This window comes from Streptomyces chartreusis NRRL 3882 (genome assembly GCF_900236475.1).
Classification (GTDB): Bacteria; Actinomycetota; Actinomycetes; order Streptomycetales; family Streptomycetaceae; genus Streptomyces; species Streptomyces chartreusis_D.
Map to the genome: position 1 here is coordinate 8,166,634 of NZ_LT963352.1, position 23,131 is coordinate 8,189,764.

General features: G+C 72.3%; 19 protein-coding genes and 1 pseudogene. 14 read left to right on the forward strand and 6 right to left on the reverse strand.

Features of this window, described 5'->3' with window-relative positions; all coding sequences use genetic code 11:
• Window positions 1-2: 2 nt before the first annotated feature.
• The 3 genes from SCNRRL3882_RS36800 to SCNRRL3882_RS36810 are packed head-to-tail and all read left to right on the forward strand — an operon-like array spanning window position 3 to window position 4,705.
• Window positions 3-1,652, forward strand: coding sequence for an extracellular solute-binding protein (locus SCNRRL3882_RS36800; protein WP_010043323.1), 1,650 nt, complete (start codon window positions 3-5; stop codon window positions 1,650-1,652).
• Between the two features lie 31 nt (window positions 1,653-1,683).
• Window positions 1,684-2,751 (forward strand): LacI family DNA-binding transcriptional regulator, encoded by a 1,068-nt coding sequence (locus tag SCNRRL3882_RS36805; protein ID WP_010043314.1) that lies wholly within the window; start codon window positions 1,684-1,686, stop codon window positions 2,749-2,751.
• Between the two features lie 22 nt (window positions 2,752-2,773).
• On the forward strand, window positions 2,774-4,705 hold the full coding sequence (locus SCNRRL3882_RS36810; protein WP_010043313.1) for a DUF2264 domain-containing protein: 1,932 nt from the start codon (window positions 2,774-2,776) through the stop codon (window positions 4,703-4,705).
• 55 nt (window positions 4,706-4,760) lie between these two features.
• Here SCNRRL3882_RS36810 and SCNRRL3882_RS36815 read toward each other — a convergent pair whose 3' ends face one another.
• The 4 genes from SCNRRL3882_RS36815 to SCNRRL3882_RS36830 form a co-directional block, all read right to left on the reverse strand.
• The gene (locus SCNRRL3882_RS36815; RefSeq protein WP_010043312.1) at window positions 4,761-6,254 is read right to left on the reverse strand and encodes a tripartite tricarboxylate transporter permease; all 1,494 of its coding nucleotides are present in this window, start codon (window positions 6,252-6,254) and stop codon (window positions 4,761-4,763) included.
• A 1-nt stretch (window position 6,255) separates the two neighbouring features.
• Window positions 6,256-6,795: a tripartite tricarboxylate transporter TctB family protein gene (locus tag SCNRRL3882_RS36820; protein WP_010043311.1), complete on the reverse strand. Its 540-nt coding sequence runs from the start codon at window positions 6,793-6,795 to the stop codon at window positions 6,256-6,258.
• On the reverse strand, window positions 6,792-7,775 hold the full coding sequence (locus SCNRRL3882_RS36825; RefSeq protein ID WP_029181412.1) for a Bug family tripartite tricarboxylate transporter substrate binding protein: 984 nt from the start codon (window positions 7,773-7,775) through the stop codon (window positions 6,792-6,794). Before SCNRRL3882_RS36825 ends, SCNRRL3882_RS36820 begins: the two co-directional genes overlap by 4 nt.
• A 235-nt stretch (window positions 7,776-8,010) precedes the next feature.
• Window positions 8,011-10,014, reverse strand: coding sequence for a flavin monoamine oxidase family protein (locus SCNRRL3882_RS36830; RefSeq protein ID WP_029181411.1), 2,004 nt, complete (start codon window positions 10,012-10,014; stop codon window positions 8,011-8,013).
• A gap of 300 nt (window positions 10,015-10,314) precedes the next feature.
• On the opposite strand from SCNRRL3882_RS36830, the gene SCNRRL3882_RS36835 reads away from it, so the two are divergent.
• The 3 genes from SCNRRL3882_RS36835 (at window position 10,315) to SCNRRL3882_RS36845 (ending at window position 13,147) form a co-directional block, all read left to right on the forward strand.
• Complete coding sequence (locus tag SCNRRL3882_RS36835) at window positions 10,315-12,213, forward strand: CASTOR/POLLUX-related putative ion channel (protein WP_029181410.1); 1,899 nt, start codon at window positions 10,315-10,317, stop codon at window positions 12,211-12,213.
• 179 nt (window positions 12,214-12,392) lie between these two features.
• The gene (locus tag SCNRRL3882_RS36840) at window positions 12,393-12,563 is read left to right on the forward strand and encodes a DUF5670 family protein (RefSeq protein ID WP_010043305.1); all 171 of its coding nucleotides are present in this window, start codon (window positions 12,393-12,395) and stop codon (window positions 12,561-12,563) included.
• A 92-nt stretch (window positions 12,564-12,655) separates the two neighbouring features.
• Window positions 12,656-13,147: a hemerythrin domain-containing protein gene (locus SCNRRL3882_RS36845; protein ID WP_029181409.1), complete on the forward strand. Its 492-nt coding sequence runs from the start codon at window positions 12,656-12,658 to the stop codon at window positions 13,145-13,147.
• A gap of 87 nt (window positions 13,148-13,234) precedes the next feature.
• Here SCNRRL3882_RS36845 and SCNRRL3882_RS36850 read toward each other — a convergent pair whose 3' ends face one another.
• Window positions 13,235-14,785, reverse strand: coding sequence for an alpha/beta hydrolase (locus SCNRRL3882_RS36850; protein ID WP_010043301.1), 1,551 nt, complete (start codon window positions 14,783-14,785; stop codon window positions 13,235-13,237).
• A 350-nt stretch (window positions 14,786-15,135) separates the two neighbouring features.
• On the opposite strand from SCNRRL3882_RS36850, the gene SCNRRL3882_RS36855 reads away from it, so the two are divergent.
• The 7 genes from SCNRRL3882_RS36855 to SCNRRL3882_RS36885 are packed head-to-tail and all read left to right on the forward strand — an operon-like array spanning window position 15,136 to window position 21,663.
• Complete coding sequence (locus SCNRRL3882_RS36855) at window positions 15,136-16,251, forward strand: Gfo/Idh/MocA family protein (RefSeq protein WP_010043298.1); 1,116 nt, start codon at window positions 15,136-15,138, stop codon at window positions 16,249-16,251.
• Window positions 16,248-17,174: a PmoA family protein gene (locus tag SCNRRL3882_RS36860; protein WP_010043295.1), complete on the forward strand. Its 927-nt coding sequence runs from the start codon at window positions 16,248-16,250 to the stop codon at window positions 17,172-17,174. The genes SCNRRL3882_RS36855 and SCNRRL3882_RS36860 overlap by 4 nt, the downstream gene beginning before the upstream one ends.
• On the forward strand, window positions 17,168-17,929 hold the full coding sequence (locus tag SCNRRL3882_RS36865; protein WP_010043294.1) for a cupin: 762 nt from the start codon (window positions 17,168-17,170) through the stop codon (window positions 17,927-17,929). The genes SCNRRL3882_RS36860 and SCNRRL3882_RS36865 overlap by 7 nt, the downstream gene beginning before the upstream one ends.
• 59 nt (window positions 17,930-17,988) lie before the next feature.
• Window positions 17,989-19,272, forward strand: a complete 1,284-nt coding sequence (locus tag SCNRRL3882_RS36870) for an ABC transporter substrate-binding protein (RefSeq protein WP_029181408.1) — start codon at window positions 17,989-17,991, stop codon at window positions 19,270-19,272.
• Window positions 19,269-20,207: a carbohydrate ABC transporter permease gene (locus SCNRRL3882_RS36875; protein WP_010043291.1), complete on the forward strand. Its 939-nt coding sequence runs from the start codon at window positions 19,269-19,271 to the stop codon at window positions 20,205-20,207. The genes SCNRRL3882_RS36870 and SCNRRL3882_RS36875 overlap by 4 nt, the downstream gene beginning before the upstream one ends.
• Window positions 20,204-21,064, forward strand: coding sequence for a carbohydrate ABC transporter permease (locus SCNRRL3882_RS36880; RefSeq protein WP_010043290.1), 861 nt, complete (start codon window positions 20,204-20,206; stop codon window positions 21,062-21,064). Before SCNRRL3882_RS36875 ends, SCNRRL3882_RS36880 begins: the two co-directional genes overlap by 4 nt.
• Window positions 21,065-21,069: 5 nt before the next feature.
• Window positions 21,070-21,663: a hypothetical protein gene (locus tag SCNRRL3882_RS36885; protein WP_010043289.1), complete on the forward strand. Its 594-nt coding sequence runs from the start codon at window positions 21,070-21,072 to the stop codon at window positions 21,661-21,663.
• Window positions 21,664-21,771: 108 nt separating this feature from the next.
• On the opposite strand, the gene SCNRRL3882_RS36890 is transcribed toward SCNRRL3882_RS36885, so the two are convergent.
• The gene (locus tag SCNRRL3882_RS36890; protein WP_010043287.1) at window positions 21,772-22,479 is read right to left on the reverse strand and encodes a phosphatase PAP2 family protein; all 708 of its coding nucleotides are present in this window, start codon (window positions 22,477-22,479) and stop codon (window positions 21,772-21,774) included.
• A gap of 130 nt (window positions 22,480-22,609) precedes the next feature.
• On the opposite strand from SCNRRL3882_RS36890, the pseudogene SCNRRL3882_RS36895 reads away from it, so the two are divergent.
• Window positions 22,610-23,118, forward strand: a pseudogene (locus SCNRRL3882_RS36895) (class I SAM-dependent methyltransferase).
• The last annotated feature ends 13 nt before the right edge of the window (window positions 23,119-23,131 follow it).

A 23,131-nucleotide genomic window follows, 5' to 3' on the forward strand; every position in this document is an offset into this window, starting at 1 on the left:
CCATGCCCCGCATGTCCCGACGCACCCTCCTGCGCTCCATGGCAGTGGGCGGTGCCGCCGTCTCCGTCCCCGGTCTGCTGACCGCGTGCTCCTCGGACCCCGGCGACAGCGACGTCTCCAACGCCGGCAAGAAACTCGCCCCCTGGCCGGCCCACCGCCCGGCGACCGGACCCGAGCCGGACCTCGCCCCGACCGAGGACGGCGTCCAGGCCGGCTACACCTCCTACCCGTCCGACCTGGTCAAGTCCGTCACCCGCACCCCGGGCGACGGCTCCACCATCCGCGTCATGACCGTCTCCTTCGGCACCCCGCCCAAGCCCGCCTCGCAGAACCACTTCTGGGCAGCCGTCGAGAAGGCCCTCGGCGTGAAGATCGAGTACACGATCATCTCGCAGGCCGACTACCAGAAGAAGATGGCGACGGTCATGGCCGGCGACGCCGACGCCCTGCCCGACATCATCAACATGTTCGCCGGCTTCACCCTGCCCCGTGAGGCGCAGTTCGTGCAGCGCCGCGCCCAGGACCTCACGCCGTACCTCTCCGGCGACGCGATCGCCGACTACCCCAACCTCGCGGGCATCCCCACTCACGCCTGGCGCGACATGGGCCGCATCGGCGGCCGCATCTACGGCATCCCGCTGGAACGCCCACTGCCCGGCTCGACCCTCTGGATCAACCAGGACATGTTCGCCGACGCGGGCATGACGGAGGGCTGGACCGCCGAGGACTTCACCTCGGTGGCCCGGCGGGGCACCCGCGGCAGGACGTACATGCTCGGCGCCGCCAACGGCTCCCTGTTCGGCAACGCCTACCACTCCGCCGCCCACAACGCGCCCCAGCGCTGGGCCGTGACCAAGGACGGCACCTTCCTGCCGGCCGCCGCCGACGAACGCTACAAGGCGTCGATCGCCTTCCAGACCCAGCTGCGCAGGAACGGCTCCTACCACCCCGACGCCACGTCCATCTCCCAGATCGACCTGACGACCCTCTACTACAACGGCACCGTCGGCTCCATGCAGGACGGGTTCGGCGCCTACCTGCCCAAGTACCGGGAGTCGAAGGGCAAGATGAGCCCCGCCGCGGCCCTGCCGTACAGCGTCGGCGGCGAGCCCGGCGGCACCGTCGCCGCCCGCCGCTCCTTCGGCTACACCGTCCTCAAGCAGGCCAGGAAGGAGCGCATCGAACTGCTGCTGCGCATCCTCGACTACCTCGCCGCGCCCTTCGGCAGCGAGGAGTGGGAACTCGTCCACTACGGCGTCGAGGGCGTCCACTTCACCCGCGGCGAGGACGGCTCGCCCGAACCCACCGAGCTCGGCGAGGTCGAGAACAACACCAACCTGCCGCTGAAGTACCTCGCCGAAGGCCCCCAGGTGCTGTTCGTGCCCGGCATGCCCGACGCCGTGCGAGCCCTGCACACCTGGCAGCGGAAGGTCGTACCGCACGCCATCCGCGACGCCTCCTTCGGGCTCCAGTCCGCGACGAACAACGCCCAGGGCGCCACCCTCAAGACGTTCCTGGACGACACCATCACCGGCATCATCGCCGGACGGCTGCCGCTGACCGAATGGGACGCGGCGGTGAAGAAGTGGCGGAGCCGGGGCGGCGACAGAATGGCCGAGGAATACGCCGAGGACTACGCGGCCAACGCCTGAGCAGCGGTGGGCGGAACAGGAGACGCGGGGGATGGGGAACGACATGGTGTCCAAGGGACGGGTCACGATCCGCGAGGTCGCCGAGCGGGCGGGCGTGTCGACGGCCACCGCCTCCCGCGCGCTCAGCGGCAACCACCCGGTGCCCCCGGCGACCCGGGCCCGGGTCCTGCGCGCGGCCCGCGACCTCGACTACGTGGCCAACGCGCACGCCCGCGCCCTGGTCGGCGGCGGCCGCAAGATGGCCGCCGTCGTGGTCCGCCAGGTCACCAGCCCCTTCTACGCCCAGGTCGCCGAGGGCGTGGAGGCGGAGGCCGCCGACCGCGGCTGGCTCTGCGTGGTCGGCGCCACCGGCGGCGACGCACAGCGCGAGATGGAGTTCGTGCAGCTCATGCGAGAGGAGGGCGCCCGGCTGGTGATCCTGGTCGGCGGGGTCGTCGAGGACGACGCCTACCGTGAGCGCGTCGCCCACTACGCCCACGCCCTCGACTCCTCCGGAGCCCGGCTCGTGCTCTGCGGCCGGCCCGCGCCCGACCCGGAGATCCCAGCGCTCGTCGTCGAGTTCGACAACGAGGCCGGGGCCCGCGCCATCACCGCCCATCTGCTCTCGGCCGGCCACCGCGGGATCGTCTTCCTCGGCGGACTGCCCGGCAACACCGCCCTCGACGCCCGCGTCGCCGGCTACCGGGCCGCCCTCGCCGAGCACGGGCTGCCGCCCGAGGCCGCACACGTCGTGGACTGCGGACTCGGCCGGGCCGCCGGCCACCGCGCGATGACCGAACTCCTCGAATCCGCGGAGGAGTTCACGGCCGTCTTCGCCGGGGACGACATGGTCGCCGCCGGTGCCCTGCGCGCCATCGCCGACACCGGACTGCGTGTGCCCGGCGACATCTCCGTCGTCGGCTACAACGACATCCCGCTCGCCGAGGACTTCAACCCGCCCCTCACCACCGTCCGCACGCCCGCCGAGGAACTCGGCCGCGCCGCCGTGCGCATCGCGCTGCGCGACCCGGAGCACGCCGCCGGGGCCCACCATCTGCTCGGCACCCACATCGTCGTACGCGACAGCGTCGGCGCGCCCCCGCCCGGGCGTGCCCTGTGACCAACGGAGGAACCGCACCCGCATGAGCGCGCCGCACGTGTCGCTCCCCGACCCGACGCACCTCCCCAACCTGCCGCACCTGCCACCCCCCGACCCGCTGACCTCGCCCCTCACCGGCTGGACCCGCGCCCACTGGGAGGCGATCGCCGACCGTCTCCTCGACGCCCTGACGCCCTACGCCTCCCCGGGCCTGGCCCAGTACCGGCTGCCCGGGCCGCCCAGCCACTCCGGGCCCTGGTCGGACGGTCTCGAGGGGTTCGCCCGGTCCTTCCTGCTGGCCGCGTTCCGCATCGCCGGTGCGGGCGGGCAGGGCGTGCCCGGCCTGATCGAGCGGTACGCGGCCGGGCTCACGGCCGGCACCGACCCGCGCAGCCCCGACCGCTGGCCGCCCATCACCGACCGGTCCCAGCCCATGGTCGAGGCAGCGTCCCTCGCGATCGCCCTGCACGAGACCCGCCCCTGGATCTGGGACCGGCTCGACGACCGCGTCCGGCAGCGGGTCGCCGACTGGCTCGGCGGCTTCGTCGGAGCCGTGGTCAACGACTCCAACTGGCGGCTGTTCCAGGTCATCACCGAGGAGTTCCTGGCCTCCGTCGGCGCCCCGCACAGCCGCACCGAGATCGACGCCGGCCTCGCACGGCTGGAGGACTGGTACCGGGGCGGCGGCTGGTACACCGACGGCGACGGCCGCAAGTTCGACTACTACAACGCCTGGGCGTTGCACCTGTACCCGGTCCTGTGGGCCCGTATCGCGGGGCCGCGCACCGACCCCCGGCTGGTGGCGGAGCACCGCAGACGCCTGCGCTCGTTCCTCCACGACCACCAGCACTTCTTCGGCGCCGACGGCGCCCCCGTCCACCAAGGCCGCTCGCTCACCTACCGGTTCGCGACGGCGGCCCCGCTGTGGGCGGGTGCCCTCGCCGACGCCACCCCGCTGCCGCCCGGCCGCACCCGCCGCCTGGCCTCCGGCGCGCTCAAGCACTTCGCCGAACGGGGTGTGCCCGACGAGCGGGGGCTGCTCACGCTCGGCTGGTACGGGCCGTTCCTCCCCGTCACCCAGCGGTACTCGGGCCCGGCCTCCCCATACTGGGCGAGCAAGGCCTTCCTCGGTCTGCTCCTGCCAGCCGACCACCCCGTCTGGACCGCGCCCGAGGAACCCGGCCCGGTGGAGACGGCCGACGTGCGCCTCGCGTTACCGGCGCCGGGCTGGCTGCTGCACTCCACCGCCTCCGACGGGATCGTCCGGCTCGTCAACCACGGCAGCGACCGCCTCCTGCCCCCGCCCGCGTCGGCCCATGACAGCCCCCACTACGCCCGTTTCGCCTACTCCAGCGCCACGGCTCCCGAGACGCCACCGGCCCCGCGGGCGGACGGCCCCGACAACCACATCGCCCTGCTCGCCCCCGACGGCACACCCACCCCCCGCGGGCGCATCCACCCCCTCGGCGTCGAAGGCCCCCGCGCCGCCTCCTGGCACCGGGCCCTGCTGCCGGGCCACACAGAAGGCCACCGCATCGAGACGGTCAGCGTGGTGCACGGCCCCTGGGAGGTCCGGGTGCACCGCGTCGACGCGCCCACCGGCACGCCCGTACGCGAGGGCGGCTGGGCCGTCGCCGACGACACCGCGCCACCGGCCGCCCGGACCGGCCCCGGCTGGGCACTCGCCCGGCGCGCGGACGGCCTGACCAGCGCGCTCGTCGGGCTGCACGGGTGGAGTGACGACGAGGGGGCGATCGTAGTGGCCGCGGGGAGCAACGCGTACGGGCGCCACTCGGCGACGCCGTTCCTGACGCTGCGGTCCCACCCCGGTGGGACCCGCCTGATGGTGACGCTGGTCGTGCTCAGTGCCGACCCGGTGACGCACCCCCTGGTCGAGGAGGCCCGGGTCCGGGTCGCAGCCGACCGGAGCGTGGAGATCCGTTTCCCCGACGGCACGCGGGAGCGGGTGCCGTGAACAAAGCAGTGGGGGCGCGGCCCGGATGAGCCACGCCCCCACGGTCGGGCCCGCGTCAGGCCGCCACGCGCCTGCGCGTCACCGCCTTCCTCACCAGCGGCCAGGCCAGCAGCAGCACGATCACCGCGTACACCGTCACCGAGAACGGCGTGTTGACCAGCCCCGTCACGCTGCCGTCGCTGATCTGCAGCGCGCGCCGCAACTGCTGCTCGGCGTTCGGGCCGAGGATCACGCCGATGACGGCGGGCAGCACCGGCAGGCCGTAGCGGCGCATGCCGAAGCCGATCAGGCCGATGATCAGCAGGATCACCAGGTCGATCACCTCACCGCCGACCGCGTACGCGCCGACCGCCGCGAAGAACATGATCCCGGCGTACAGATACGGCCGCGGAATGCGCAGCAGCTTCGCCCACACCGGCGCCAGCGGCAGGTTGAGCGCGAGCAGCAGCACCATGCCGACGAAGAGCGAGGCGATCAGGCCCCACACCAGGTCGGGTTCGCGCTCGAAGAGCAGCGGGCCGGGCTGGATGCCGTACTGCTGGAAGGCGGCCAGCATCACGGCCGCGACCGCCGTGGTCGGCAGGCCCAGGGTCAGCATCGACACCAGGGTGCCCGCCGCCGAGGCCGAGGCCGCCGACTCCGGCCCGGCCACGCCCTCGATCGCACCCTTGCCCCACTCGTCCTTGTGCTTGGACAGGCGCTTCTCCGTCACGTACGACAGGAAGGTCGGGATCTCCGCGCCACCCGCCGGGATCGCGCCGAACGGGAAACCGATGAACGGGCCGCGCAGCCACGACTTCCAGGTCCGGTTCACATCCCCGCGCCCCAGCCACGGACGCCCCACCGGGATCGGCTCCGGCGGCCTGCGCCGCAGGTGCGCCGCCACCCACAGGGCCTCGCCGATCGCGAACAGGCCGACCGCGACGATCACCACGTCGATGCCGTCGGCCAGTTGGAGCGAGCCGAACGTCAGACGCTGCTGGCCGGTCATCTGGTCCAGGCCCACCAGGCCCAGCGTGAGGCCGATCAGCAGGGAGGCGAGGCCCCGGATGCGGGACGAACCCAGCACCGACGTCACCGCGATGAACGCCAGCACCATGATGGCGAAGTAGTCCGGCGCGCCGATGTCCACGGCCAGCTCGGCGACCGTCGGGGCAAGCGCGACCAGCAGGATCGTGCCGATCAGGCCGCCCGCGAAGTGTCCGACGGCGGCCGCCGCGAGAGCCTGCGCGCCGCGCCCGGACTTGGCCATGGGGTTGCCCTCCATCGCCGCCACCACCGCCGCACTCTCACCGGGCGTGTTGAGCAGGATGGAGGTGGTCGAGCCGCCGAACATAGCGCCGTAGTAGATGCCGGCGAACATGATGAACGCGCCGATCGGATCGAGCCCGTACGTCACCGGCAGTAGCAGCGCGACCGCCATCGCCGGGCCGATGCCGGGCAGCACGCCGATCGCCGTGCCGAGCAGCACACCGATCGCGGCCCAGAGCAGGTTGACCGGGGTGAGGGCCGTACCGAAGCCGTCCAGGAGGGAGTTGAAGGCATCCATGTCACAGCACTCCCATCAGCGGACCGCCGGGCAGGGGCACTCCGAGCAGGTTGTTGAAGACGACGTAGGTGACGAGGGACAGCCCGGCCGCGATGACCGGATCGCGGTCGATCCTGCGGCTGCCGAGCGCGAACGCCGCACCCCAGAACAGCAGCACGCCGGCGATGGGGAAGCCGAGCGGCTCGATCAGGACGGCCGAGCCGAGGAACACCCCGGCGAGCAGCAGCACCGTGCGCCAGTCGGCGGGCTCGGACAGGTCGATGTCCTCACCGCCCTCGGCCTGGCCCCGGCCGCCGCGCAGCACGTCCACGGCGAGCAGCGCGGCGATCACCAGCAGACCCGCGCCGACCACGACCGGCACGGTCTTCGGGCCGACCGGGCCGCGCTGGGCGATGTCGACGTCCATGGTGAGCGCGTCGGTCAGGACGAGCACGCCCAGCACCAGCAGCAGCGCGCACACGCCGAGTTCGGAGTGCTCCCGCAGCCACGAGCGCTGCTCGCTGCGCTCCGCGGGGGGAATGTCGGTGGTCTGCGTCGTCACAGTCCCAGCTCCTTCAGCACCGAAACCACACGCTTGTCCTCGGCGTCGAGGAACGCGCCGAACTCCTCACCGGCGAGGAAGGCGTCGTCCCAGCCGTTCTGCTCCAGGGACTTCCGCCACTCGTCGGAGGCGTGCAGTTCCTCGACCAGCCGCACGAGCTTGCCGCGCTCCCCGTCGGTCAGTCCGGGCGGGGCGACGATGCCGCGCCAGTTGGTGAAGTTCACGTCGTACCCGGCTTCCTTCAGCGTGGGCGCGTCCAGCCCCTCGACGCGCTCGGGGCCGGTGACCGCGAGGAGGCGCAGCTCGCCCGCCTTGATCTGGTCCAGGTACTCGCCGACGCCGGAGACACCGAACGCGACCTTGTTGCCGAGGATCGACGCGAGCAGCTCGCCGCCGCCGTCGAAGGGGATGTAGTTGACCTGCTTCGGGGGGATCCCGGCGGCCCGCGCCATCAGCATCGGCGCCAGGTGGTCAGGTCCGCCGGGCGACGAGCCGCCGCCCACCGGGAGCTTGCCCGGGTTCTCCTTCCAGGCGCCGATGAGATCGTCGATCGTCTTGTACGGGGAGTCCTTGGCGACCACGACGACGTCCTGCTCCTCGGTGAGCCGGGCGATCGGCGTGGTGTCGCCGAGCGTCTTCGGGGCGTCGTTGGAACGGACGGCGCCCACGACCCCGAGGCCCATGGACATGGCGAGCTTGCCGTTGCCGTGCTCGCTCACCAGCCGGCTCAGGCCGACCGTGCCGCCGGCGCCGGGCAGGTTGAACACCTCGATGTTGTGGGTCAGTCCGGCGTCCTCGGCGTTCTTCGCGGCCGTACGGGCCGTGATGTCGTAGCCGCCGCCGGGCGTGTTGGGGACCATGAAACGCAGGCCCGGGATCTGTGTGCCGGTCTCGGAGCCGCTGCCGGTGGTCAGCAGCGGTGGTCCGACGAGCACGAGCACGGCGGCCCCGAGCAGGGCGAGGGGGGTGCGCAGGCGCACGAGTGCCACCACCTGTCGGTACGTCGTTGCGGGTAGGTAAAGGCCCTGTGGGGGAGGGTGACGTGGGCCACATGCTGCACCGGGCGCCGACGGGCTGTCTCTCTTGCGGAACCAACGGAGGTTTTGGTCTTTGCGGTCACCGGGGCGTCGGCGTGCGGCGCCCGCACCACGCCGCGCGAAATGGCCCCGGCGCCGGTGCGCCAGGGCCATCGCATGCGTGGCGGTTCAGTGCCCCCTACGAGGTGTGGATCTCCAGGGCGGCCCGCACGGCGGACTCCACGGCTCCCTCGATCCACGCCGGCTTGACGGACGTGTGGTCACCGGCGAAGTGCAAAGGCCCCTCACGCCGGGGGATGACCGGGAGCAGCTCCGTGTGCTGCCCGGGCAGCAGCACGGACGCCTCCCCGTAGGCGTACGGGTCGCGCAGCCAGCTCTGCGTGCGTCCCGCGCCGGTGTAGAAGACCTCGATGCGCTGGCCGTAGACCTGCTGGAGACCGCACAGGGCGTGCGGGTAGCGCGCCTCGTCGTCCAGGGAGTCCCAGCGCAGCGCGTCGTCCGCCCAGCTGTAGGAGGCCAGCACGACACCCCCCGCGCTCCCCGCGACGGGATGGGAGGGGTGGAACATGAACCGGTTGGCGTTGTCCGACACCGAGCCGCCGCCCACGACGTCGACCGCTTCCGGCTGGTCGCGCGCGATCGCGCGGTTGGCGGCGTAGTGGGTGCGCTGACCCGCTGTGATGTGCCCGCCGGGCACCGAGGGATGGGCGCCGAGGAGGGTGCCGTCCGCGGCGGCGCGGCCCGTGCGGTACGCGTCGTACAGGCCCGGGTCGACGGCGTTCAGCTCGCGCTTCCAGTCGGCCTCGTCGAACTCCCACCAGCGGCGGCTGAACTCCAGCAGCACCTTGGTCGCGCTGTCGTAGTGCAGTTCGCAGACCGCGCGGCGCTTGCCGTACGACATGGGCGGGTCGATCTGCACGTGGCGCAGGCCGGAGAACGGCACCGTGACCACGGCGACGTCCGCGGTGAACTGCTCGCGCACGACCGGGCCGCCGCGGCCCTCGGACACGGTGTCCACCCACACGTGCGGGCCCTTGCTCCGGACGTGTCCGGCGTCCGGCGCGGGGCGATCGGGGTGGTGGTACTCGATGCGGGTGACCCGGCGGTCGAACCGCACGTCCTCGCGCACGCGTTCCAGCAGGGCGTCCGGCAGTACGGCCGTGCCGCCCTCCAACTCGTAGAACGGTGTGTCGGGGCTGATGAGGGACGAGCCGATGAAGCTGTGGATGAAGGAGAGCGGAAGGCGCGAGGTGAGGTTCTCCAGGGTGCCGATCAGGTCGATGGTCCGCTCGTCCAGTCCGGCGTGCTCGGTGAGGAAGCGGAACATCGACCAGTCACCGAACCGCCGCACCACGCGGGCCCAGCCCCGCAGCCGCTCCGGAAGCGGCTTGTCGACCCGCTTGCCGCCGGAGTCGACGTAGCTGAACTCGTCGCGCAAGGGGTCCAGCGCCGAGCGCAGGATGGCGGCGGCCGGGGTGTCCCAGTGGGCCTTGGGGACGCCGAAGGACCGGTTCACGCGCCGGGGCGCGCGAGCGTAGTCGGTGCGCCGCACGCGGATGCCGTTGACGTGGATCCAGGTGCGGCCGGCGGGGCGCCCCTCGGTGTCGACGTCGACGTAGTGGAAGCGCCGCTTCTTGAGGTCGAACTGGTCGATCAGTTCCATCACCAGCGGGTGGCTGCCGGGGATGCGCATCGCGCCCGCTTCGGCGTACTGGCGGGGATCGGCGAAGGGCTGCTCGGCGTCCTCGTGGCCGCCGGTGCGGAAGGTCTTGATGCGTCCGCCCGCGCGGTTGCCGTTGGCCTCCAGGACCGTCACCCGGTGACCGGCCTTCTTCAGCAGCCAGGCGGCGACCAGCCCGGCCGGACCGGCGCCGATGACGAGGACGTTCCTGGGGCGCGTGCGGCGTTGAGCCGGCAGCCCCTTCTTGAGGACGTGCTGGTAGCGCGGGACGAGGGGACGGTTGTCGGAGTCCAGTACGAGCAGTGCGCGGGCGACGGCGAGGCACTTGTCGGCGTCGGCGCCGCGCCTGTCGCCCGGGGCAGCCGGGGCAGCCGGGGCGGGCAGGGCCGTGGCGGCACCGCCGGTCAGGGCCGTCGCCACCGTGGCCGTACCGGCCACCGCCGCGAAGCTCCGCCGGGAGAATCCGCCGTCCGAGTGCACCACCGCGTGATCTTCAGTCATGGCGGCCTTTGTACTGGCGCCCCCGCCCGGGCGCCGTCCTTCGCCCGGGCGTTGACCCGAAGGAGCGAAGTCCGCCGCAAACCCTGACGTCACAGCGGGTCGCCGGCGCCGGCGACTGCGGGCAACCCGAAGGAATGAATGCGGAGCGAACCGCCTCTGCCGCCGCGTCCGTGCCCGCACACTGCGACATGCGGATGCACATCCGTGCTCTCCGGCCTTCGGCCCACGCGGCGCACCCGGCGCATCGCGTACGCGGCGCCGCCCGGCCTCAGGAGAGTCGGGGGCGACGGAGGGGGAAGAGTGGCGCAGCGGCGCGCTCCGTTGGGCGACCGAGCCCGTTACTGGTTCGACAGCACGCTGGCCCGCGGTGCCTCGGCGATCGTCGGCTGGATGGCGCTGCTGTGCCTGGCCGTCGTCGTCCCGGCCAGCGCGGTCGTGGTGTGGACCGACCCCGGTGCTCCGGAGTCCGTGAGGGGCCGGCTGGCGGCGGTGTGGCACCTCACCGGCGAGACCCTGCGGCTGGGCGGCGAGACCGGTACGCCGCTGCGCGTGACGATGTCGGTGCTGCTCGCCCTGGTCGCCCTGCTGTACGTCTCGACGCTGGTCGGCCTGATCACCACGGCGCTCACGGAGCGGCTCACCGCGTTGCGGCGGGGCCGCTCCACCGTGCTGGAACGCGGGCACGTCGTGGTCCTGGGATGGTCGGAGCAGGTCTTCACGGTGGTGAGCGAGCTGGTGGCCGCCAACGCCAACCAGCGGCGCGCGGCGGTGGCGGTGCTGGCCGACCGGGACAAGACCGCCATGGAGGAGGCCCTCAGCACCAAGGTGGGCCCCGTCGGCCGTACGCGGCTGATCTGCCGCAGCGGCCCCACCACCGACCCGGCGGTGCTCTCCCTGACCAGCCCCGCGACGGCCGGTGTCGTGCTGGTCCTGCCCCGCGACGAGCCCGACGCCGATGCCGAGGTGGTCAAGACGCTGCTGGCGCTGCGGGCGGCCCTGCCCGGGGAGGGGGAGCGTCCGCCCGTCGTCGCCGCCGTCCGGGACGACCGCTACCGGCTGGCCGCCACGCTCGCCGCCGGGCCGGGCGGCGTCGTTCTGGAGAGCGACACCGTCACCGCCCAACTGATCGTCCAGGCCGCCCGCCGCCCGGGGCTCTCCCTCGTCCACCAGGAGCTTCTCGACTTCGCCGGCGACGAGTTCTACCTCGTCACCGAACCGGCCCTGACCGGCCGCCCGTTCGGCGACGCGCTGTTGTCCTACCCGACGTCGAGCGTCGTCGGGATCGTACGCGGCGACAGCCCTCTGCTGAACCCGCCGCCGCACACGCCTCTCACCGAGGGCGACCTGCTCATCGTCATCTCCCGCGACGACGACACGGTCTGGCCGGCCGACTGCGCGGACTCGGTCGAGAAGGCGGCGATGGCGTCCGGGCCCCCGACGCCCGCACGACCGGAGCGGGTCCTCCTGCTCGGCTGGAACCGCCGAGCGCCGCTCATGGTCGACCAGCTGCGCCGCCGCGCCCGGCCCGGGTCGGCCGTCGACGTGGTCGCGGACGGCGGTGAGGCGACGGTCCGGCAGGTGAACGAGACCGACGCGCAGCACGGCGCCGATCTGACCCTGACCCTGCACCACGGCGACGTCACCCGTCCCGAGACCCTGCGAGGTCTGGACGTGCACTCCTACGACAGCGTGATCGTGCTCGGCCAGGACCCCGGCCCGGGACAGCCGTCGGAGGACCCCGACAACCACACGCTCGTCACGCTCCTGCTGCTGCGCCAGATGGAGGAAGCGACCGGGCGCGAACTCCCCGTCGTCACCGAGCTGATCGACGACCGCAACCGGGCGCTGGCCCCCATCGGGCCCGGAGCGGACGTGATCATCAGCGGCAAGCTCATCGGCCTGCTCATGGCACAGATCTCCCAGAACCGGCACCTGGCGGCGGTGTTCGAGGAGCTGTTCTCCGCGGACGGCACCGGAATCCGCCTGCGGCCGGCCGGCGACTACGTGCTGCCCGGGTGCGAGACGACTTTCGCCACCGTCGTGGCCGCCGCACGTCAGCGCGGCGAATGCGCCATCGGTTACCGAAGCCACGACGACGCGTCGACGAGTCCGGGCTACGGGGTACGGATCAACCCGCCGAAAGCCGAGCGACGCGGCTGGGCGGCCGAGGACGAGGTGATCGTCGTCGGCAGGGACTGACCTTCGGCCGGTGCGCCGACCGACGTTCCGATTACTCGGAGATCGATGAACATCCCGGTCTCGGTGCCGCCGCGCGGCCAAAGTAATCCAAGTGCTCCTGATCCGGCTGAAGAAACAAGGAGATTCGACTGTGTGTTCGCCGGTGGGCAGGGCACCAGAAGGAGCGGAGGTTGATGACTATGGTTCCCCTGCTTCTCGTCCTGCTGCTGGCTCTGATCCTGTTCGGCGCGGGCTTCGCGCTGAAGGCCCTGTGGTGGATCGCGGTGATCGTGCTGGTCCTCTGGCTGCTCGGCTTCGTGCTGCGCACCGCGGACAGTGGTGGCCGCAAGGGCCGCTGGTATCGCTGGTAGACCGGCAGACCGTCACCTGTGGCGAACAAGACGTCAGGAATGGGGTAGACGAAAGTGACCCTGAATTCTCCTGGGAAAGGCGTTCCTCTTCCATGGCCGATACACAAGATGTCGTAGAACTCATTCTTCATGACCACCGGCGCATGGAAGACCTCTTCCGTCAGATGCGGAGCGTCGAAGCCGACCGGGCGGGCGCGCTACGGGAATTCGCGGATCTGCTGATCGCGCACGCGCAGGCCGAGGAGGCCAAGGTCTATCCGGCGCTCAAGCGGTACAAGAACATCGACGACGAAGAGGTCGAGCACGGCGAGCACGAGCACGACGAGGGCAACGAGGCCCTTCTGGAACTCCTCGAGGTCGAGGAGGTCGGCTCCGAGGAGTGGGACTCGAAGCTCGAGGAGCTGGTGGAGGCCGTCACCCACCACGCCGACGAGGAGGAGCGCACCATCCTCAACGGCGCACGGGAGAACGTGGCGATGGAGCGCCGGGAGGAGCTGGGCCGGGCGTTCGCGCAGGAGCGGGAGCGTCAGCTGAAGGCCGGCTGCGGTTCCGTGGAGAACGTGCGCAAGATCGTGGAGTCGTGACCCGAGCGGGCCGGTCCCGGTGACCGCCCCCGCAGACACCGGCTGATGGAGCCCGGACCTGGATCGGTCCGGGCTCCGCCGTGCGCACTACCGGCCCGCGGCCGCCGCGCAGCCGATGTCCCGCGACGGCAGCCGCCCCGTGGCGAGGTACGCGTTGACCGCGTCGTCGACACAGGCCGACCCGTAGACGCCGTACACCGCGTGCTGGTCGGCCCCCTTCAGGGTGACCAGGCGTGAGGAGGGCCACAGGTCGCGGACCGCCCGGGCGCCGTCGTAGTCGGTGCGTGGGTCCCCGGTGGCGTTCACCAGCAGGGCCGGCAGGTCGTCCCGGATCGTGGTCGGACGCTCGCGCGGCCGGTCCCAGAACGCGCACGGGCCGAGGTTCTGCGTGACGGGCGCGAAGAGCGGGTCCTGCGCCCGGGTGCGCTGCACGTCGCGCCAGTACACCTCCGGGTCGCGCGGAGCGGCGCCGTCGCCGCACAGGATCGCCGTCTGCACGCTGCCGTAGTGGGAGTCGGTGTCCGTGAGCACGAAGGCGAGCACCCCGGCGAGCCACGGGGAGGGCGTGACCCGCTGCCCCCGCGACGCCCGCAGCATGTCCCGGACGGCCTGCGCGAAGTCCCCGTAGGCGGCGTCGTTGTGCTGCGACAGGCCGTTGAAGGCGACCATGGGCATCACATGCTCGTCGAGCCGGTGATCGCCGAGCCGGAGCGGTGTGCGGGCCGCGGCCTTCCGGACGCCTTCCACGGTCGCCAGCACCTCGCCCCGGGTGCGGCCCAGCCCGTACGTCGCCTCGCGGGCGGCGGCCCAGGAGGCCCAGCCCTCCAGCGCGCGGCGGTTGGCCCGCTCGACGCCCTTGAGCAGCCGGGGCCCGTACCGGTCCGGGTCGATCACACCGTCCAGGACGACCCGGTCGGTCCGGCCGGGGAACATCGTGGTGTACACCTCGCCGAGGTAACTGCCGTACGAGTAGCCCAGGTAGGAGATCCGCTGCTCGCCGAGCGCGGCCCGGACGACGTCCATGTCGCGGGCCGTGTTGCGGGTGGTGGCGTGAGGGAGGACGTCGCCCGCGTCGGTGCGGCAGCGCTCGGCGAGGTCCTTCGAGAACGCGGCCACGCGGTCGAAGCCGGCCCGGTCCCCACCCGCCCCGCGCCACGCCGAGCCGGTCGGCCAGCGGCAGTCCAGCGGTGTGCTGCGGCCCACGAAACGGGGGTCCACGCCGACCACGTCGTACCGGGCGGCGACGTCCTTCATCGCCTTGCGCACCCACGGTGGGTCACCGAGCGTCTGCCCGCCGGGCCCGCCCCCGTTCAGCAGCAGCGGGCCGACACGGCGGTCGGTGTCGGTGGCGCGGATCCGGGAGATCGCGACGGTGATCGTCCGGCCGCCGGGGTCGGCGTAGTCGAGCGGGACGGTCACGTCAGTGCAGCGGGCGCCCGCCTGCTCCAGTTCCTTGCCGGTCGTGTCGTCCGGTCCGAGCACGCAGCTCTTCCAGGTGAGGCGCTGGTCGTGGTAGCGGGCGAGGGGGTCGGAGCCGGGACTCGCGCCGGCCGTGGCGGGCAGCGCCGTCAGGGCGAGACCGGTGGCCGTCAGGGCGAGGGCGGCTCGTCGTGCGGTTCCCGGGAAGCGGGATGACACGGGTGGAGGTCCTTTCTGTCGACGATGCCCCTCGCTCCTGGCAGGGACATGCCGAGGAAGGGGGGTGGTGCGACAGAACGCTAGGGACGGGCCGCCGTCCGGTCACTCCGGCTGGCAGCCGCTCAGAGGTGGGGCCAGCCCCAGCGCAGCGGCGGGGGAATCCCGTTTCCATGGTGGTGACACCCAACGGAATCCACCCCCGAGCTGGGAGAATGCTCGGGCAGACCTTGTGCAGGTCGGTGCAGGGGGGTTGTCCAGACATTCGCTCACGCCTAGGGTCGCCTTCCGGGTGCAAGCGCTTTCCAAGTGCTGTCCCAGCGTGTGTCAGCCGGCCGTCCGAGGAGCGCCGCATGTCCTTGTCCCCCACCCGCCGCCGCGTGGCCGTCGTCGGCACCGGAGCGATCGTCAGCGGCAGTCATCTGCCCGCGCTGCGGGCCCACTCCGACCGGGTGGAACTGGTCGCCGCCGTCGACGTCGACCAGGAGCGCCTCGATGCCTTCCGCGAGCTGGCCGGCGGCTCGGTCGCCGGGTACACCTCGGTGGCGGCGATGCTGGACGCCGTACGCCCCGACCTGGTCCTCATCGGGACGCCGCCCGCCCTGCACCGCGACCAGACGGTGGCCTCGCTCAAGGCGGGCGCCTGGGTGCTGTGCGAGAAGCCGCTCACCCTCTCGCTCGCCGAGTACGACGAGATCGCCGCCGCCGAGGAGGCCTCCGGGGCGTACGCGGCGGTCGTCTTCCAGCACCGCTACGGATCCGGCGCGGTGCACGCCCGCGAGCTGATCACCAGCGGTGAGCTGGGCGCACCGCTGGTCGCGCACTGCCAGACCACCTGGCACCGGGACGCGGCGTACTACGCCGTGCCGTGGCGCGGCAAGTGGGCCAGCGAGGGCGGCGGGCCGACCATGGGCCACGGCATCCACCAGTACGACCTGCTGCTCCACCTGCTCGGCGAGTGGGAGGAGATCAGCGCCATGGCCGCCCGGCTCGTCCACGACACCGAGAGCGAGGACGTCTCCACGGCGCTGGTCCGCTTCCGCGGCGGCGCCCTCGCCACCGTCGTCAACAGCGTGCTCTCGCCGGACGAGGTGAGCCGTATCCGCATCGACTGCGCGGACGCCACGGTCGAGCTCACCCACCTGTACGGCCACACCAACGACAGCTGGGTCTACACCCCCGCCCCGCACGTCGGCTCCGACCGGGCCACCGCCTGGCGCACCCCCGCGAACGACGTGCCCAGCTCGCACACCGCCCAGCTGGGCACACTCCTCGACGCCTACGACAACGGCACCCGACCACCGGGCAGCGGCCAGGACGCCCGCGCCACCCTCGAGTTCGCCGCCGCCCTCTACAAGGCGGCGTTCACCGGCCGCTCCGTGCACGCGGGAGAGATCGGCCCGGGCGACCCCTTCTACGAGGCCATGCACGGTGAGTACCCCGACTGGGCCCCCAAGGAGCGCGCATGAGCATCCGAGTCACCCACACCCACGGCGAGGACATCGCCGTCACGGCGGCGAACGGCACGGAGATCCTCCGCTACGTCTACCGCCCGGACCCGAACCCCTTCGAGTCCCGCAAGCCTTACGCCCACCCGGTGCGCACCCTGTCCGGCCGCACGGTCACCGGCTACCGACCGAACGACCACCGCTGGCACAAGGGCCTCCAGATGACCGCGAGCCATCTGTCCGGCCAGAACTTCTGGGGCGGCAACTGCTACGTCCACGGCCAGGGCTACCTCCCGCTGCCCGAGCGCGTCGGTTCCATGCGGCACGACGGCTTCTCCGCGTTCACCGTCGAGGACGACCGCCTCGCCTTCACCGAGGACCTCACCTGGGTCGAGAACGGCGGCGCGGAGTGGGCGCGTGAGGTGCGGGGGCTGACCGTCCACTCGGTGGACGAGGAGGCCGGCGCCTGGGCCCTGGACTGGTCGATCCGCCTCACCAACGTCCGTTCCGAGCCCCTGGCCTTCGGTTCCCCGACCACCGCGGGCCGCGAGATGGCCGGCTACACCGGACTCCAGTGGCGCGGCCCGCGCGACTTCACCGGCGGCACGGTCTTCGCCCCGGACACCGACGCCGACGCCGGGAAGCTGATGGGCAGCCAGGGCCCCTGGCTCGCCTTCACCACCGAGCACGACGACGTCGACGGCCACTCCACCCTCGTCTTCGCGCACGCGCCCGAGAACCTCGACGACACCTCGGCGATCCACGAGTCGCACTGGTTCGTCCGCTCCGAGCCCTTCCCGACGGTCGCCTTCTCCTGGGCGTTCTTCGAGGAGTTCGAGCTCCCGCCCGGCGAGTCCTTCGCCTTCCGCTACCGGCTCGTCGTCGCCGACGGCGCCTGGGACCGCGACCGGGTCGGCACCCACCTGGAGGGCCTGCCGTGGTGAGCGACGCCAAGCCCGCCCTGCCGCACCCGCTGCCCGGCGCCATCGGCCTGTCCCATCTGAGCGCCTACGACTGGGAGGCCGCCGACGGAGTCTGCGGCGGCAGCCCGCACCTGCACCTGGTCTGCACCGAGGCGTACGTCGTCACCGGCGGCCGGGGAGCGGTCCAGACGCTCAGCCCCGACGGCTACCGGGACATCCCCCTCGCGCCCGGATCCATCGCCTGGTTCACACCGGGCACCGTGCACCGCATGGTGCAGGGCGGCGATCTGCGCATCACCGTGCTGATGCAGAACAGCGGCCTGCCCGAGGCCGGGGACGCCGTGTTCACCTTCCCGCCCGAGGTGCTCGCCGACCCCGAGAAGTACGCGGCCGCGGCCACCCTGCCGCCCGGCACGGGACCGGAGACGGCGGCGGCCGCCCGACGCCGCAGGGACCTCGCCGTGGAGGGCTACCTCGCCCTGCGCGAGGCGCTCGTCGCCGGCGACAACGGCCCGTACCTGGAGTTCCAGCGGGCCGCCGCCCGCATCGTGCGCGACAAGGTGCCCACCTGGCGCGACCTGTGGCGGGCGGGCGCCCTGGCCACCGCCGAACGCACCGGAGCCCAGCTCGACGCACTGGCCGGCGGCGAGCCCGCCTACCTCGGCGAGGCCACCGCCTACGAGGCCGCGCCCACCCGGCTCGGCGGCTTCGGCATGTGCGGCCGGCGGGACGAGTACAACCTCCCCGGGACGACGCTGCCGTACCGGAGCGAGTGACGAAGCAGGGGGGAGGGGGGCCGACAGAGAGTCCGAGGAAAGGAAGAGGTGACCTCGGCATGCCACGACACAGGACAAAGGGGTTCTGCGCGTCGGCCGCCGCACTGGCACTGTGTGCCGTGCTGGCGGGCTGCGGAGGATCCGGGGAATCGGCCGGCGGCGGCAAGGTCGTGCTGCGCTACACGTGGTGGGGCAACCCCGACCGCGCGGAACGCACCGAGCAGGCCGTCGCGCTGTTCGAGAAACAGCATCCGAACGTCGACGTGACGACGTCGTTCTCCGGCTACGACGCCTACAAGCAGAAGCTCGCCACCCAGGCCGCCGGCGGTGACGCGCCGGACGTGATGCAACTGGACTACCGCCAGATCGACCAGTACGCCTCCGGTGGTGTCCTGCTCGACCTGTCGAAGCAGAGGTCCGTCCTGCGCACCTCCGAGATCGACCAGGGTCTGCTCGCCACCGGCCGTGTGGACGACGTGCAGTACGCGATCCCGCAGGGCCGCGGCACCGAGACGGTCGCCTACGACGTCGAGACCTGGAAGAAGTCGGGCGTGCCCCTCCCCGGCAAGAGCTGGACCTGGAGCCAGTGGGCCGACACCATGCGCGCCCTGGCCGAGAAGACCGGCAAGCCCGGGGCGACCGACCCCGGCCAGAGCGAGGACGCCTTCGAGGTCTGGCTGCGCGGGCAGGGCAAGGCCCTCTACACCGAGGACGGCGGGCTCGGCTTCACCGCCGACGACCTCACCCGTTGGTGGACCTTCACCGACAAGCTGCGCCGCGAGGGCGCCGTCTCGCCCGCCGAGCAGACCACCCAGCTCGACGGCTCCGTCGAGAACACCCCACTGGGACGCGGCAAGTCCGTCACCGACGCCAACTGGGACGCCCCGGCCAGCGGCTTCCTCGCCCTCGTCAAGGGCGGCGTCGCGCTCGCCCCCATGCCGTCCGGCGAGGACGGCACACCCGGCCAGTACTTCAAGCCGTCCATGTTCGTCGGAGTCTCCGCCAACACCGCCCATCCGAAGGAGGCGGCGCAGCTCGTCGACTTCCTGATCAACGACCGGCAGGCCGCGAAGATCCTCGGCGCGAGCCGCGGCATCCCCGTCAACGAGACCGTCCGCGACGAGATCGGCCCGCAGCTCAAGGACTTCGACAAGACCATCGCCGACTTCCAGGCGTCCCTGGAGGGCAAGCTCAAGGACCCGCCCCAGGCCCCGCCCGCTGGCGACAACGCCCTGCAGAGCACCTTCCAGCGCGACTACGACCAGGTGTCCTACGCGCGCATGTCGCCCCGCGAGGCGGCCGAGAACTACATCACCGAGGCGAAGGCGGAGCTGAGGTCATGACCACCACCGCGATCCCCGCGGAGGCCAAGCGCGCCCCCGCCCCCGCCCCGAAACGCCGCCCAAAGCGCGAACGCGAGGGCGCCGCCTGGGTGTTCCTCTCGCCCTGGGTCCTCGGAGCGATCGTCCTGACGCTGCTGCCGATGGCCGTGTCGCTGTACCTGTCCTTCACCGACTACGACCTGTTCAACCCGCCGAAGTGGGTGGGCCTGCGCAACTACGTGCAGATGTTCACCGAGGACCCCCGCTACTGGCGCTCGGTCGTGACGACCCTGACCTACGTCGTCATCGCCGTGCCCCTGCAACTGGCCCTCGCCCTCGTCGTCGCGCTCGCGCTGAAGGGCATGAAGCGCGGCAAGGCCTTCTACCGCTCCGCCTTCTACGCGCCCTCGCTGCTCGGCGCGTCCATGTCCATCGCCCTGGTCTGGCGGGCCGTCTTCAACGACGGCGGCACGGTGGACAACCTGCTGGGCACCGGCGGCTGGGTCAACAAGCCCGGCTGGGCCCTGCTCGCCGTGGCCCTGCTGACGGTGTGGCAGTTCGGCGCACCGATGGTCATCTTCCTCGCCGGCCTGCAGCAGATACCCGCCGAGCTGTACGAGGCGGCGGCGGTCGACGGGGCCGGGAAATGGCGGCAGTTCCTGTCCGTCACCGTGCCGATGCTGTCCCCGGTGCTCTTCTTCAACCTGGTCCTGCAGACCATCCAGGCCTTCCAGGTGTTCACGCCCGCCTTCGCCGTCAGCGCGGGCAAGGGCGGGCCCGCCGACTCGACCCTCGTCTACACCATGTACCTCTACGACCGCGGCTTCGTCGCCTCCCACATGGGCTACGCCTCCGCCATGGCCTGGGTGCTGCTCCTCGTGATCGGTGTGGTCACGGCAGTGCTGTTCCGCACCTCGCGCTCCTGGGTCTTCTACGCCTCCGAGGGGGACCGATGACCTCGACCGCTGTTGCCCACAAGCCCGTCCGCTGGGGGCGGATCGCCGTCCACCTGGGCTGCCTGGCCGCGCTGCTGGTCATGCTGTACCCGCTGGCGTGGCTGCTGGCCACCTCGCTCAAGCCCGCCGACGAGGTCATCGCGAGCCTCAACCTGCTGCCCAGCCACCTGGAGTGGTCGAACTACTCCACCGCCCTGGAGGGCGTCAACGACGTCTCCATCTGGCGGCTGCTGGGCAACTCCCTGCTGATCGCCGGCGGCGCGGTCCTCGGCAACGTCATCAGCTGCTCGCTCGCCGCCTACGCCTTCGCACGCCTCAGGTTCCGGCTGCGCGGCCCGCTGTTCGCCTTCATGATCGCCACGATCATGCTGCCGCACCACGCGGTGCTGATCCCGCAGTACATCATCTTCAACCAGCTCGGCCTGGTGAACACCTACTGGCCGCTGATCCTGCCGAAGTTCCTGGCCACCGAGGCGTTCTTCGTCTTCCTCATCGTCCAGTTCATGCGCGGCCTGCCACGCGAACTGGAGGAGGCCGCCCGGATCGACGGCTGCGGACCCTTCCGCAGCTTCTTCCAGGTCGTGCTGCCGCTCACCCGGCCGGCCCTCATCACCACCGCCATCTTCACCTTCATCTGGACCTGGAACGACTTCTTCACGCAGCTCATCTACCTGTTCGACCCGGACAAGTTCACGCTGACCCTCGCGCTGCGCTCCTTCGTGGACGCCTCCAGCACCTCCGCGTTCGGCCCGATGTTCGCGATGTCGGTGATCGCGCTGCTGCCGATCGTGCTGTTCTTCCTCGCCTTCCAGCGGTTCCTGGTGGAGGGCATGGCCAGCTCCGGACTGAAGGGGTGAGCGGGATGCGGACACGTGAGGCCGGTGAGGTGTTCGGGCCGCGCATGACGCTGTTCGCGGACGTGCTGAGCGTCGGCCTCGCCACGTCGGTGGCCTGTCTGCCGCTGGTGACCGCACCGGCCGCGCTCTCGACGGCGTGCGCCGTACTGCGCGGCGCCGGACAGGACCGGCCCGTCACGGCCGGGCGGTACCTGGTCCTGCTGCGGCGACGGCTGCGGGCCGGTGACCTGCTGGCGGGGGCCGTCGCCCTGGCCGGGCTGCTGCTGCTCGCGGCCGATCTGGCGCTGGCCGGAGCGGGGCTGCCCGGGGCGCCGCTGTTCGCGGTGGCCGCCGCCGTCATCGGTGCCTGCGCGGCGGTCGTCGGCCTGCGGGCCTGCGCCCGCCCCGAGTCGCTCACCGACTGGCGTGCGGCGGTGCGCGGGGCCGCCCGGGACGCCGTGGCGGACGTGGGCGGCAGCGGACTGGTCCTGCTCGCCGTGACGACGGCCGCGCTGTGCGCCTGGATGCTCCTGCCCCTGGCCTTCCTGGCGCCGGGGCCGCTGGCCCTCGCGCTCACCGCCGTCGACGTACGCCGGTCGGCTGCTGTTCTCCTGGAGTAGCCAAGAGTCAGGGCCCATGGGGCACTTCAGGGGTGAGCACCCTCAGGAGGCGGTCAACCTCATGGTCACAGCCGGCCTGAGGGAGCCCGCCTGAACGAGCCCGTGGCCTCACCGCCGTACGGCGGCGCCGATGCCGATCCGCGGCCATGAACGGGCCGCCGTGAGAAGCGCCTGCGTCCGCTCCGACGGAGTGGCCGCCGCCGCTGCCGCCGCCAGGGCCGCCGCGGCGCTCGCGATGCCGAGGACCGCGCCCGCAGCCACGTCGCCCGGGTAGTGCACGCCCGTGTGGATACGGGAGTAGCCGACGGCGCTCGCCAGCGCCCCGAGCGGCACCGCGGCGGGTGGCAGGACCACGCCTACGGCGGTGGCGAACGCGACCGCCGAGGCCGTGTGCCCGGACGGGAACGAGGCGGACGTCGGCATCGGCACGTGCCGGTCCACCGTCACCCGGGCCGCCTCCCGGTCCGGCCGGGCCCGGCGCACCAGGCGCTTGCCGAGCAGATTGGCGGAGGCCGAGGCCACGGCGATCGCCCCGACGCCGGCGAGCGCGGCCCTCCTCGGCCGCTTCCCGCCCAGGGCCAGGGCCGCGGCGATGGCGAACGAGATCTTGGAGTGGTCGGCCGCGTGCGACAGATGACGCAGCGTCCGGTCGAGCGTGGGCGTGGGAGTGGCGGCCACCGCCGCGTACAGGGCGCCGTCCACGGCTCTGAGGTCGCCCATGACGGCGCCCAGGAGCCGGCGGGGCCCACCCGAGGGCTTCCCGTCCTCCGGGAGCGGACTAAGGGCGTCCTCGTCTGTGGTCGTCGGATCGGTCATGTGCTTCTCCCCGCAGTGGCCTTCCCAGCAAGGTACCGGCTGACGCCGGGCGCACGCTCGGCGCCCCCGCGAGCCGGTACCTCCCGAGTGCCCATGCCGGGCGACTGAACCCGTCTGCCGGACTGACGGCATGACGTCCCTCTCGCGCCGGGTCCTGCGCGCACTCGACCGTTTCCACGCCGACCGTCCCTGGGACCACAACGCCCACTTCCACCGCTGGATCCTGAGGCAGCTTGCCAGGCGTGTCGCAAGCGCCCTGGACGTGGGGTGCGGCAGCGGTGATCTCGCCCGGCTGCTGGCCACCCGGGCGGAGCGGGTGCACGGGATCGACGCCGACCCGGCGATCACGGCCGCGATCGTCTGGCCACCGGCGGCACGCTGGTGATCGTCGGTGTCTCACGGGAGCGGACGCCCACCGACCGTCTGTTCTCGATGGCGTCCGTCCCGCTCAACCTCGTCATGGCCCTGCTCGAGAACCGGGGCCGTCCGGCGCCTCGCCCCGTCTCGATGACGGCTCCCACACGTCCGGCGGACATGACGTTCCCGGAGATCGTCCGTGAGGCCCGGACCGTCCTGCCCGGCGCCCGCCCGCGCCGCCGCCTGTTCTGGCGCTACACGCTGGTGTGGCGCCACCCCTGACGGGACCGGTGGC

What these genes read in the sequence shown, in the direction of transcription:
- SCNRRL3882_RS36855 (WP_010043298.1), top strand. Translation starts at nt 15,136, where the DNA reads ATGTCCTTGTCCCCCACCCGCCGCCGCGTGGCCGTCGTCGGCACCGGA.
- SCNRRL3882_RS36880 (WP_010043290.1), top strand. Translation starts at nt 20,204, where the DNA reads ATGACCTCGACCGCTGTTGCCCACAAGCCCGTCCGCTGGGGGCGGATC.
- SCNRRL3882_RS36885 (WP_010043289.1), top strand. Translation starts at nt 21,070, where the DNA reads ATGCGGACACGTGAGGCCGGTGAGGTGTTCGGGCCGCGCATGACGCTG.
- SCNRRL3882_RS36845 (WP_029181409.1), top strand. Translation starts at nt 12,656, where the DNA reads ATGGCCGATACACAAGATGTCGTAGAACTCATTCTTCATGACCACCGG.
- SCNRRL3882_RS36830 (WP_029181411.1), bottom strand. Translation starts at nt 10,014, where the DNA reads ATGACTGAAGATCACGCGGTGGTGCACTCGGACGGCGGATTCTCCCGG.
- SCNRRL3882_RS36815 (WP_010043312.1), bottom strand. Translation starts at nt 6,254, where the DNA reads ATGGATGCCTTCAACTCCCTCCTGGACGGCTTCGGTACGGCCCTCACC.
- SCNRRL3882_RS36890 (WP_010043287.1), bottom strand. Translation starts at nt 22,479, where the DNA reads ATGACCGATCCGACGACCACAGACGAGGACGCCCTTAGTCCGCTCCCG.
- SCNRRL3882_RS36870 (WP_029181408.1), top strand. Translation starts at nt 17,989, where the DNA reads ATGCCACGACACAGGACAAAGGGGTTCTGCGCGTCGGCCGCCGCACTG.
- SCNRRL3882_RS36805 (WP_010043314.1), top strand. Translation starts at nt 1,684, where the DNA reads ATGGGGAACGACATGGTGTCCAAGGGACGGGTCACGATCCGCGAGGTC.
- SCNRRL3882_RS36860 (WP_010043295.1), top strand. Translation starts at nt 16,248, where the DNA reads ATGAGCATCCGAGTCACCCACACCCACGGCGAGGACATCGCCGTCACG.
- SCNRRL3882_RS36810 (WP_010043313.1), top strand. Translation starts at nt 2,774, where the DNA reads ATGAGCGCGCCGCACGTGTCGCTCCCCGACCCGACGCACCTCCCCAAC.
- SCNRRL3882_RS36840 (WP_010043305.1), top strand. Translation starts at nt 12,393, where the DNA reads ATGGTTCCCCTGCTTCTCGTCCTGCTGCTGGCTCTGATCCTGTTCGGC.
- SCNRRL3882_RS36800 (WP_010043323.1), top strand. Translation starts at nt 3, where the DNA reads ATGCCCCGCATGTCCCGACGCACCCTCCTGCGCTCCATGGCAGTGGGC.
- SCNRRL3882_RS36875 (WP_010043291.1), top strand. Translation starts at nt 19,269, where the DNA reads ATGACCACCACCGCGATCCCCGCGGAGGCCAAGCGCGCCCCCGCCCCC.